Below are 9,467 nucleotides of genomic sequence, written 5' to 3'. Positions count from 1 at the left end.
TCTGCCGTAGGTTTAACGTCACTGGCGTCGTGGACAAAATTACTCTTTTCTTTATATTTTCAATCAAATATAATAATTATATATATAAAATTATTATTTTATGAAGGAGTACATTATGAAGAAAATTATTACAATTATTTCTGTCGCAATTGCGAGTTTGTCATTAGTGGGATGCTCTAGTTCCTCTACTAACAAGAGTAATAATCAATCTAAAACATTCACAGTTAAACCTAAGCCAAAGTATTATTTTGATGGCAAAAAGGCAAGTATCCGTGATTTAGATATAACTATTACAAAAGTTAAGTTTTTTAAGGGATTAACTCCTAAGGACAAAAAACAAATAGCTTTTGAATACATTGTAAAAAATAAGAGTAATAAAAAGATTGATATTACTAATGCATGGTTAGCCGTATTCAATGCGTATCAAGATAATAAAAATACAGATGGCAAACTAGTAGTTGGTTCAACACCTTTGAATTATGCTGGTAAAATCTTGAATAATCAAAATAAGTCCATAAAAAAGGGTGGAAAACTCGAAGGTGCTATTGCATATAACCTTGATAGTAATAAGATTCCCGTTACTTTGAAAGCTACCAAAGGTGTTGATGGACCAAAAATTGGTCAAAAAACATTCAAACTTGGAAAGTTTACAGTTCAAAGTAACAAGCTTGGAGTAAATTAGATTTTTTGTTTTACATTACAGCTCTAGTAGCTGTTTTTTCTTTTTCATGCTCTTCAATATACAAGGTATCACGATACTCATAAGCATCAGGATACTCATTAAAATCAAAAGTTAGTTCCTTGTGTTTAGCAAGAACTTCCTTGATTTTATTCATAGGTACCTTAAAGTATTCTTTACGTTTATTTACTCGATTAACACGATATTCTTTAAAGTAAGTATGTAAACTAGATTCTAAGCTAAATGCATCTTCACTGAATACTAAAGCATTAACATCAAATTTAAATGGTACAGAAGCATTTCCTAATTCGTTAATGCGATCCATTGGGTCTAATCTACGAGTTACTCCGATTTTATATACATCTTTACCAAATGAACCAATATTAGAAATTATATAAACATAACCAGCTGTGGGGTTAGTTGCTCTATCTTGTAATTTTTCTTTTCTCTCACGAATATCATTAAGTTTATCTTGTAATTCTTGTAATTGATGTTTAAGAGCTAACATCTCAGCTGTATCTGTAGTGTTGCTTAATTTGTCAGTTATGCGCTCTTTTACTTGAGTAAAGTGAGCTTCATCCTTTTCGTATTTGGCACGTTCTGATGCAATTTCACGCTGTAGTTTCTTTTCCTCACGCTCTCGTTCACGTTGCTCTCGTAATTGCTCTTTTTCTTCTTCTTTTTTCAATGCATATTCGAGACCAATATGAGCTTCGTCCAATTTGCTGTCAAGATAATCAGGAGTAAGGCGGATACCATTAGGCTCATTTAATTTATTTAACTGTGCAAATGACGTATTTATTCTTTTTTCAATAGTTTCAATATTAGATTTTGTTACCTTGTTAATGGCTGCTTCACATTCACCGTTAAAGGAGCGAAGTAATTGTTTTATGTTTTTCTTCTGCATGGATTTTCCTTTAGCTAAAGAGCCATTCATGGTCATAGGTTCGAATATTTCGGCTGCTGTTTCATTACGAATCATTGTTTTTTGATTAGATCGAACTTCAGTTAGCTTACCTTTATAAGTACTTGAATTCGAAAATTCATAACGCGGTTTATAGAGACCATAGCTTTCGTAATTTATTTCTTCAGATAAATCTACAATTTGGCTATTTAATTCGTCTACTTTAGTATACAGTGAGTTTATAGTAGCAGTAAGTTGTTTTTCTTTATTCTGCTTAGTCTCAATTGCTTTATCTAATTTACACAGTTGAGCATTCTTTTTTTCAATAAGAACTTCAAGTTCAACAGGTTTCATCTGCTGAATGCTCAATTTAAGCTCAGTTTCTTTCTTTAAATTAGCATTCTCAGTCTTTAAATTTACAATCTCTCCTTTTAATTCGCGAACATGAAAAATATCAAAAAAAGAATTTGCTTTATTTGAAGAATCGCTTACTTTTTGGTTTTCATTATTTGAAGATTGGTTTGAAATATTAAGCAAGTTGTTTATTTCAGCAATTGTATGATATTGAAAATAATCATCCATTTTAGCTTGGCTTGACTTTTTCAAAAGCTGAGTTTTAGTAGCACAATTATTACAAATTATGCCATCTTTTAAAAGATATTGTGACGACCATAAACCTATTTTCTTACCACATACTCCACAGTGATTTTGTTTCATTTTTTGACTCCTCCTTAAAAACGCTTACTTAAAAATCAACAATATTACATTTATTAACGTCTACATATTTCTCTAATATGTAGTAAACATTTGAAGGGATGCCAAAAGCTTTTGCGAAATCATAGATATTGTTAAAATGTATATCATTTTCCTGACAATACTGAATTAAAAGTTTAATCGCAAAAACATTTGCCAAGTATTCTTCCTCACCAACACCATGTAGACAATTATGATTGTGATAATGAGAAGTGTCACCATTTAAAATGTGCCCAATTTCATGACTGAGCATAAACGGCTTTTCGGCAATTTTATGCCAGTTTTCATTAAAAATGATTAGTCTAGGCCATTCATAGCATATGGAAGGATCGTGAGGATCCATGTAGGGGATGTATTGAATACCAATTTTTTTAGACCAACAAAAACGAGTAATCCAATCTAGAACTTCATCCATATTCTGCATATTATCAAACTTTCTACTTATTATTCTTATCTCTCTGTAAAGCCTCAGGATGTTTTTTGACATATTCTTCTGCAATGGCACGATACATATCTTTCAAATCATCAGGAATGTGACCACCATAAGCCATACCTAAGTCAGTCCAATCGAGATTAGAAGAGTCTTCTTTGTCTACTACTTCTTCTAGCAAATCACTAATATTAATATGATAATGATCAGCTATTTTTTGTAAACCTCCTGATCTAGGCATTTTCTTACAGTTTTTCCAGTCAGAAACTGTAGAGTACGCAGTACCAATACTTTTTGCTAAATCTGTCACACTTTCATTGTGATTAGCCATCAATTTGTTTAAGTTTGCTGAAAAAATATTTTTTAAATCGTTCATTTTTAAATCTCCTATAAATGAATTATAACGCTATTAACTATCTTTTTGAATGTTTTTTTGCGCTTTTTGCGTAAAAAGTATTGCATTTCGCTAAAAGCGTGATAATATATATTTATAAACTATGAAAGGAGGGAATATGTGTGAGCAATTATAAAGTTCCCAATAACGTTAAACATACAATCAAAGATTTAAGAGTGAGAGCCGGATTGTCCCAATGGGAGGCTGCTGAAGCGTTAAATATTAGTCGCACAACATTACAAACTTGGGAAAAAGATGCAACTAAGCTATCAATTCGGGATATTAGTATAATTGCAGCTTTATACAAAATACCAACAGATTATATTTTTTTTGGTCCCAATAACGCTTTTAGCGTTAAAAAACAAATGGAAGGAAACAATCTTGGAATTAATTAAAGTACAGGTCAAAGATGATCAGCAATTAGTCAGTGCTAGAGATTTATACAAAGCCTTAGAAATCAAAAAAAGATTTAGCGCTTGGGTAGAACAAAATTTTAGAGATTTTGAAGAACACATAGATTTTACAAGTGTACCTGCAGGTACGGTTGTTAATAATGGCGCCAAACGTGAATTACAAGACTATGCCTTAACAATCGACATGGCCAAACAACTTTGCTTATTAAGTCGGACAGAAAAAGGTAAGCAGTATCGTAAATATCTAATTAGTGTGGAAAAGAAGTATCGAGAAAACCAATTGGATATGAAAGAACTTAGTCCAGAGCTACAGATGTTTAGCCAGATGCTAAAAGTGAATGCTGAACACGAAAGAAAAATTAAGCGGTTAGACCAAAAGGTAGACAACATTACTGAAATCGTTAGTTTAAATACGACCGAGTGGCGTAAAACAGCACAAGGTTTAATTCACAAAATGGCTAAGACCGAAGGCGGTTTTGGAGCTTACCAACAAATTCAAGGTGACATTTATAAAGAGGTAGATGCACGAGCAGGTTCAAGCTTAAAAACTAGACTGACTAATTTAAGGCAAAGAATGGCACTTAACGGTTCATGCAAGTCAGCAATTGATCGTTTGAACAGATTAGATGTAATTGATGCTGACAAGCGACTTAAGCAAATCTACATGGCAGTGGTTAAAGATTGCGCTATTAAATACAAAGTTTGGGAAAAGGAATACTAAGAAGGAGCTCAAAACATGAAGTATACAAAAGAAGAATTTGATAAGCACGATAAAGAAATGACTAGGTCGGTGCAGGAACTTAAATTTCTTGTTGATTCAGCTGAAAATCAAGCCAGCGAAGTAGTTGATGGCAAATGGTATCCGACACCACATGTTTGGCGCACTATAGCCGAAAAGGCATTAGATTTAGCAAATCAACAAGAATGGTTTGATCGTTATGAAGCTAAAGAACTGTAATGATTGAAAAAGACAGCAATAAAAAAGCCATCCACTAGGGATGACTTAGTTGATTGAATTACCAGTATTTGATAGCTCAGAAAATCCTTTCTTGAATGATGCAGAGGATGGTGTAATTGCAGAAACTGTGCGTTTGTAGCTATCTGTCAATGACTTCATCTCCTCATTAATAATACCATTTGTCCTATCTAAAGTTACTTTTAAAGCTGGGCTAGTAGTAGATGCCATATTAGCAAGTGCATTAGTCTTATTCAGATAATTTGCAAAATGATTTCTATTCTCTAAAGCTCTATTGATTGTGTTCAACTTTGTTATCGTTAAGGCTTTTTATTCTTAACTTCTACTAGTTTCCTAGTAGTTCAGCATATATGTTCAACTCGTATGAGTTGCCGAGCGCTCGTGGGACTTAGTCCTATGCGTTGCACCTTCAATTAAGCTTGGCTCAGGGTTGCCATATCAGTGACTTAGGTTTCCCCTGAATTCACTCGGTTCAAATGATATATCACTATATCAAGGGGCAATTCGGTATTAATTTTAACACTATATGTAGATATAAGTAAAGGAGTTATACACAACATGTGGGAAATGATTCAAAAAATAATGGATAAAAAGAAGATAAGTATTTACAAGTTATCTAAGTTAACAGGGCTGCCTTGGAGCACCATCAATAACTATAGAAATGGTTCAGAAATGTCCTTTACCAATGCATGTAAGATTGCTGATGCATTAGAAATCAGCTTAGACGAACTAAGAGAGAAAAAACTAATGGAAAACGAGGTGAAATCAATTGACTGATCTAGTAAATCTACAAATACAAGTGGGGCCTCTGGTTAAACTGGTTGATCAAATCATGCAAGAACGTGGTTACGTTCCAGCTGAGTCACTGGTGGGCAAAACCATCAAGATGAAAGAATTTAGCGAAAATTATTGCGGAAATAGAGCACCTGAGTGGATACGGACGTTTGTTTTTGATGCATATCCTGAAGTGGACGTTAAAAATGGTGGTTGGGTAGTCCATCCTCGACGCACTAAGAATGGAAAGACAACAATTATTTTTGAGAATAGGGGAGCCAAATGGATGGAAGAACACCAATTAGAAATAGACTGGGATGCAAAATTACCATGATTGAAAGGATATTGAAAAAATGGGCAAACTTTTTAGCTACTTACACAGACCTAGAGATACACACCAGGATGTCACTAACAATCTCATTATTACTAGTAATTCTTGGTTTGGTAGGAACGATCTACATATTGACCCTACCAGAAAGACTTCCCGGAACATAAAAAAAGTCCGACGGCAATCGGACTCAATGACTAAATTTTTAAGATAATTATATTTAAGGAGATTATACCATGAATGAAGCAAAAACTGAAACGCAACAATTAATTTCGTTGGAAAATGTTGATGATGAAATGACAGTTTCATTTCAACCGGCAAAACTGGAATTCCATGGTTATGATGAAATGAAGGCTAAAGTTGACGAACTACATGCACAACTAGACGGTTACAAGGTTACACCGCAAACGTACAAAAGTGATAAAGCGCTGCGGACTAAAATTAGTAAATTTAGGCAGCAAATCAATGATGAGAAAAAAAGAGTCGTTAATGAAGCTAGTAAACCAATTACAGTTTTTAAAGAACAAGTTAAGTCAATGACATCTGAACTTGACGACATTTATACCCAAATTGGCAGTGGATTGTCATACTATGACAACAAAGTTAAACAATATAAGCATAATCGAAATATTAAGCGAATTTCTGAGTTTGCAAGTCAAGCTGGATTAACTGACGGCGATCTAAGGCAATTCAACTTTAAATATAATCAACGCTGGGATAACAAGAGTTATTCAAATGTTTCCTTTGAAAATGAAGTTAGTCAGCAGCTTGAAGTAATTGTAAAACAACAGGCCACATACCTAGACGGTGTAAAGCAAATATCACAAAGAGCAGATGAGTTAGCATTGCCTGTTCAGCATTGGATTGACGAACTAAAAATCAAGCCCGTAAGCGATATTTTAGTAGCAATGGATAATCACGCTAAAGAATTAAAACAAGTCGTTGAGGACAAAAAGAGAAGGCAAGAAGAGTTTGCAATACAGCAAGCCGAAGATGCACAGAAGCGAAAATTAGCGACTCAAAAGTTAGAGAAACATGGTGATAAGTTAATTGATCCAGAAACTGGAGAAGTAAAGCAAGCAGTTGCTAAGTCAGAACCTAAGATTTATGAGCATACGTTTGTAGTTAGTGGAACGTCAGAGCAGTTAACTGCCTTAGCAAGTTTCTTTAGAGAAAATAAAATTGCGTATAAGGTGGTGGACTAAATGACTGAAGAAGCGATCCATAATACAGGTCAGTCAGTTAATAACTGTAGTTTTCCCAAAATTAAGACAGTTGCTGATATGAAGCAAGAAGAAGCGGTGAAAGCAAAAAAAGCTTTGATGAAAGCGTTTGGCACTGTTCAACAAAAAATTGAGCAACCTAATAAAGGCGCACATGGTTATGGCTATGATTACACCTCTCTAGACCAAGTTTTTAAAGCAATTTATAAAGCAACTGAAGATGAGGATATTGCAATCAGTCAATTACCGGTTATTAAAGACGGTAAAGTTGGCGTTAGAAATATTATTTTTAATAGTCAAGGTGCACTGATCGATTTTGGTGAATGTTTGCTTGATGTTGGTATCAAAAAAAGCAGTGGTAAGACGCAAGACCAAGGAGCTGTCTTAACTTATGCCAGACGTTACTCGATCAGTGCAATCTTTGGAATTGCTTCGGAGGAAGATACTGACGGTAATGGCGCTAAACAAGAACCACAACAGGTACAAGTTAAAACTAATTTTATTGACAATGAGGCTTTAAGCAAAGTTACTGTCAAGGTTGGCGATAAAAAGACGAGATTAGTTGAAGTTTATATGCTAGCTGTATCAGGTAATCAAAAAGCCGAAGAGTATATCAAAAATGAATGCAAAAAGAGCAAGAAATTTGCTAAGTATGTTGATGCCATTAACGATGCTTACAAACTGATTAAGTCAACAGTGGATACTGACACAAAGTCCAAACAGGCAGAGCGAGAATCAGAAAATACGTTACTAAATCAAGCTGTTAACAAAGTTCAGCAAGATGCAATTACAGATCCTTTTGCTAATCAAGTTGGGAAGTGATTGAAATGGGCAAAATAATTAAGAGAATAGTTGCAACTTCATTTTGGGATGATCCAAAAGTAGTTGATAAATTTACTCCGGAAGATCGTTATTTCATGCTTTATCTAATGACAAATGCACATACGACACAAGCTGGAATTTACCGTTTACCGTATAAAGTTGCTGCTTTTGAGCTAGGTTACTCAACTGAGGCAACAAGGGCTTTAATTGAACGCTTTGAAGAACGACACAAAGTCATTTGTTATTCAAAGGAAACACAAGAAATTGCTTTAATGAACTCGCTTAAATATTCAGTTATTAAGGGTGGTAAGCCTGTTCTTGATTGTATTCGGGCAGATTTAGCAGAAGTACAAAGCGATGATTTGATTTTTAAAGTTATTAATCATCTAAACAGTTGGTGGAAAGCATCAACACGGACAGTTGATCATGAAATACGTAATTTATTTATTTTTGAGTTTCAAAGAAGAAAAGAAGCAAAAGAAATAAATAATGACAATGACATACACAATGACAATGACAATGACAGTAACGTAGCTACGAATCGTGGTACGATTCGTGCCACTGCATCTACCGATGCTGTAAAGTCAACGATTATAAATGATGAATTTAAAAAACTATGGTCGGCATACCCAAACAAAAAAGGTAAAAAAGATGCATCTAGACATTATAAAGCATGGCGAAAAGAGGCAAAAACACATACTTTTGAGTATATGAAAGCCCGATTAGATGCTTATAACAATTATTGTGCTAATGGTCCATCTTGGTATCATCCAATGAATGGTGGTACATGGTTTAATGGTAGATTTGATGATGAACTTGAAACTGAGAAGCTAGAAACTAAACGAATTGAAGGAACCGGAATGTCACCTGAAGAATTATTGGAAAAACAGCGTAAGGCAGGATTTGTCACTAATAATGAAGAAACGCCATTTTAAAGAGGTTAATTATGGCAATAAGTTATAAAAAATTAATCAGCCAAGTCGGTTCTAAAACTCACGTATTGCAGCAAGTTTGCCCAGTTCACTGTAAGCATCCCTATCAGCAATACTTAATGCTAATTGATGGCTTTAATGCTGGTCAGCCGTTCTGCATTAAGTGTATGCAAGAAAAGGAACTTAAACCGATAGCTGAAAAAGTTAAATTTGAGTATTCGAATAGGAACTATTTAAAGCATCACTCACTATTTAATCGCAGAGAGGAACATAATTATACATTTGATAATTTTAAAGCCCAATCAGGTTCAAAAGAGATAGCTGTAAAAGAGGTTGCACATGCTATTGCTGCTGAATATTTTCGCAATCCTGATAAGCAATTTAATACTATGTTGATGGGATGTGTAGGTGCTGGCAAAACACATTTAGCAGTTGCTATTTTAAATGCTGTTAATGATCATATTAATCCACCGCAAAAGTGTTTATTTCTTAGCGTTGATAAGTTAATCGATAAGATGCGAAATTACTTTGCGACTAAAGTGGGCAAGTGGTCACCAGAATATGTTAATGAACTTGCTAAACAAGCAAATTTAGTAGTTCTTGATGATTTAGGTGCTGAAACTGGCAACAAAGAAGCAACAGACTTTGTTCAGCGCACATTATTTAATATTTATGAAAGTAATCAACGAGTGATTACGACTACTAACTTGAATAAAGAAGAGCTACTTGCAACATACCAAGATCATGGTCGCGTAGTTAGTCGAATGTTTGAAGGCAGTGCAAACTCGGTAATTAATTTTGAAAATATGAAAGATAAGAGATTATTGAAATGAGCAGTA

Annotated in this window: 14 protein-coding genes; 10 read left to right on the top strand and 4 right to left on the bottom strand. The window is 34.2% G+C overall.

Annotated elements, in window-relative coordinates; translation table 11 throughout:
* Positions 1-115 precede the first annotated feature (115 nt).
* Positions 116-682, top strand: a complete 567-nt coding sequence (locus tag F5ESL0228_RS04915) for a DUF5067 domain-containing protein (RefSeq protein WP_158592492.1) — start codon at positions 116-118, stop codon at positions 680-682.
* A 10-nt stretch (positions 683-692) separates the two neighbouring features.
* Here the strand turns inward: F5ESL0228_RS04915 and F5ESL0228_RS04910 are convergent, their stop codons facing one another.
* Genes F5ESL0228_RS04910 through F5ESL0228_RS04900 form a run of 3 tightly spaced genes read right to left on the bottom strand, consistent with a single transcriptional unit; the run spans position 693 to position 3,142 of the window.
* The gene (locus F5ESL0228_RS04910; RefSeq protein WP_122023048.1) at positions 693-2,300 is read right to left on the bottom strand and encodes a DUF4041 domain-containing protein; all 1,608 of its coding nucleotides are present in this window, start codon (positions 2,298-2,300) and stop codon (positions 693-695) included.
* A gap of 28 nt (positions 2,301-2,328) precedes the next feature.
* Positions 2,329-2,760 (bottom strand): ImmA/IrrE family metallo-endopeptidase, encoded by a 432-nt coding sequence (locus tag F5ESL0228_RS04905; RefSeq protein WP_158592449.1) that lies wholly within the window; start codon positions 2,758-2,760, stop codon positions 2,329-2,331.
* Between the two features lie 13 nt (positions 2,761-2,773).
* Positions 2,774-3,142, bottom strand: a complete 369-nt coding sequence (locus F5ESL0228_RS04900) for a helix-turn-helix domain-containing protein (protein WP_122023046.1) — start codon at positions 3,140-3,142, stop codon at positions 2,774-2,776.
* A 140-nt stretch (positions 3,143-3,282) separates the two neighbouring features.
* Between F5ESL0228_RS04900 and F5ESL0228_RS04895 the strand changes: the two genes are divergently transcribed.
* From F5ESL0228_RS04895 to F5ESL0228_RS04885, 3 genes are read left to right on the top strand one after another with little or no spacing between them, the layout of a single operon-like run.
* Positions 3,283-3,555, top strand: a complete 273-nt coding sequence (locus F5ESL0228_RS04895; RefSeq protein ID WP_158592491.1) for a helix-turn-helix transcriptional regulator — start codon at positions 3,283-3,285, stop codon at positions 3,553-3,555.
* Entirely contained in the window at positions 3,542-4,294 is a 753-nt protein-coding gene (locus F5ESL0228_RS04890) for an antA/AntB antirepressor family protein (RefSeq protein ID WP_233553550.1), read from the top strand. Before F5ESL0228_RS04895 ends, F5ESL0228_RS04890 begins: the two co-directional genes overlap by 14 nt.
* A 15-nt stretch (positions 4,295-4,309) precedes the next feature.
* Entirely contained in the window at positions 4,310-4,531 is a 222-nt protein-coding gene (locus F5ESL0228_RS04885) for a hypothetical protein (protein ID WP_122023044.1), read from the top strand.
* A gap of 45 nt (positions 4,532-4,576) precedes the next feature.
* Here F5ESL0228_RS04885 and F5ESL0228_RS04880 read toward each other — a convergent pair whose 3' ends face one another.
* Positions 4,577-4,837, bottom strand: coding sequence for a hypothetical protein (locus F5ESL0228_RS04880; RefSeq protein ID WP_122023043.1), 261 nt, complete (start codon positions 4,835-4,837; stop codon positions 4,577-4,579).
* A gap of 270 nt (positions 4,838-5,107) precedes the next feature.
* Here F5ESL0228_RS04880 and F5ESL0228_RS04875 point away from each other — a divergent pair, with 270 nt between their 5' ends.
* The 6 genes from F5ESL0228_RS04875 to F5ESL0228_RS04850 all read left to right on the top strand — a co-directional run bounded on the left by F5ESL0228_RS04875 (position 5,108) and on the right by F5ESL0228_RS04850 (position 9,461).
* Positions 5,108-5,326 (top strand): helix-turn-helix transcriptional regulator, encoded by a 219-nt coding sequence (locus tag F5ESL0228_RS04875; protein ID WP_122023042.1) that lies wholly within the window; start codon positions 5,108-5,110, stop codon positions 5,324-5,326.
* The gene (locus tag F5ESL0228_RS04870; RefSeq protein ID WP_233553549.1) at positions 5,319-5,657 is read left to right on the top strand and encodes a DUF771 domain-containing protein; all 339 of its coding nucleotides are present in this window, start codon (positions 5,319-5,321) and stop codon (positions 5,655-5,657) included. Before F5ESL0228_RS04875 ends, F5ESL0228_RS04870 begins: the two co-directional genes overlap by 8 nt.
* 230 nt (positions 5,658-5,887) lie before the next feature.
* Positions 5,888-6,856 carry a DUF1351 domain-containing protein gene (locus tag F5ESL0228_RS04865; protein WP_122023041.1) on the top strand — a complete coding sequence of 323 codons (969 nt, stop codon included), beginning with the start codon at positions 5,888-5,890 and terminating at the stop codon, positions 6,854-6,856.
* On the top strand, positions 6,857-7,696 hold the full coding sequence (locus F5ESL0228_RS04860; protein ID WP_122023040.1) for an ERF family protein: 840 nt from the start codon (positions 6,857-6,859) through the stop codon (positions 7,694-7,696).
* Between the two features lie 5 nt (positions 7,697-7,701).
* Positions 7,702-8,631 (top strand): hypothetical protein, encoded by a 930-nt coding sequence (locus tag F5ESL0228_RS04855; RefSeq protein ID WP_122023039.1) that lies wholly within the window; start codon positions 7,702-7,704, stop codon positions 8,629-8,631.
* Between the two features lie 11 nt (positions 8,632-8,642).
* Positions 8,643-9,461 (top strand): DnaA ATPase domain-containing protein, encoded by an 819-nt coding sequence (locus tag F5ESL0228_RS04850; protein WP_122023038.1) that lies wholly within the window; start codon positions 8,643-8,645, stop codon positions 9,459-9,461.
* Positions 9,462-9,467: the final 6 nt, after the last annotated feature.

It is taken from the genome of Lactobacillus sp. ESL0228 (genome assembly GCF_003692825.1).
GTDB lineage: Bacteria > Bacillota > Bacilli > Lactobacillales > Lactobacillaceae > Lactobacillus.
The sequence above is the reverse complement of the archived record's forward strand: the minus strand, read 5'-3'. Positions and strand labels throughout refer to the sequence as shown.

Excerpts from the sequence above, each read along its gene's own strand:
- F5ESL0228_RS04850 (WP_122023038.1), top strand. The coding sequence starts at position 8,643 with ATGGCAATAAGTTATAAAAAATTAATCAGCCAAGTCGGTTCTAAAACT.
- F5ESL0228_RS04900 (WP_122023046.1), bottom strand. The coding sequence starts at position 3,142 with ATGAACGATTTAAAAAATATTTTTTCAGCAAACTTAAACAAATTGATG.
- F5ESL0228_RS04860 (WP_122023040.1), top strand. The coding sequence starts at position 6,857 with ATGACTGAAGAAGCGATCCATAATACAGGTCAGTCAGTTAATAACTGT.
- F5ESL0228_RS04885 (WP_122023044.1), top strand. The coding sequence starts at position 4,310 with ATGAAGTATACAAAAGAAGAATTTGATAAGCACGATAAAGAAATGACT.
- F5ESL0228_RS04875 (WP_122023042.1), top strand. The coding sequence starts at position 5,108 with ATGTGGGAAATGATTCAAAAAATAATGGATAAAAAGAAGATAAGTATT.
- F5ESL0228_RS04910 (WP_122023048.1), bottom strand. The coding sequence starts at position 2,300 with ATGAAACAAAATCACTGTGGAGTATGTGGTAAGAAAATAGGTTTATGG.
- F5ESL0228_RS04915 (WP_158592492.1), top strand. The coding sequence starts at position 116 with ATGAAGAAAATTATTACAATTATTTCTGTCGCAATTGCGAGTTTGTCA.
- F5ESL0228_RS04855 (WP_122023039.1), top strand. The coding sequence starts at position 7,702 with ATGGGCAAAATAATTAAGAGAATAGTTGCAACTTCATTTTGGGATGAT.
- F5ESL0228_RS04905 (WP_158592449.1), bottom strand. The coding sequence starts at position 2,760 with ATGCAGAATATGGATGAAGTTCTAGATTGGATTACTCGTTTTTGTTGG.
- F5ESL0228_RS04865 (WP_122023041.1), top strand. The coding sequence starts at position 5,888 with ATGAATGAAGCAAAAACTGAAACGCAACAATTAATTTCGTTGGAAAAT.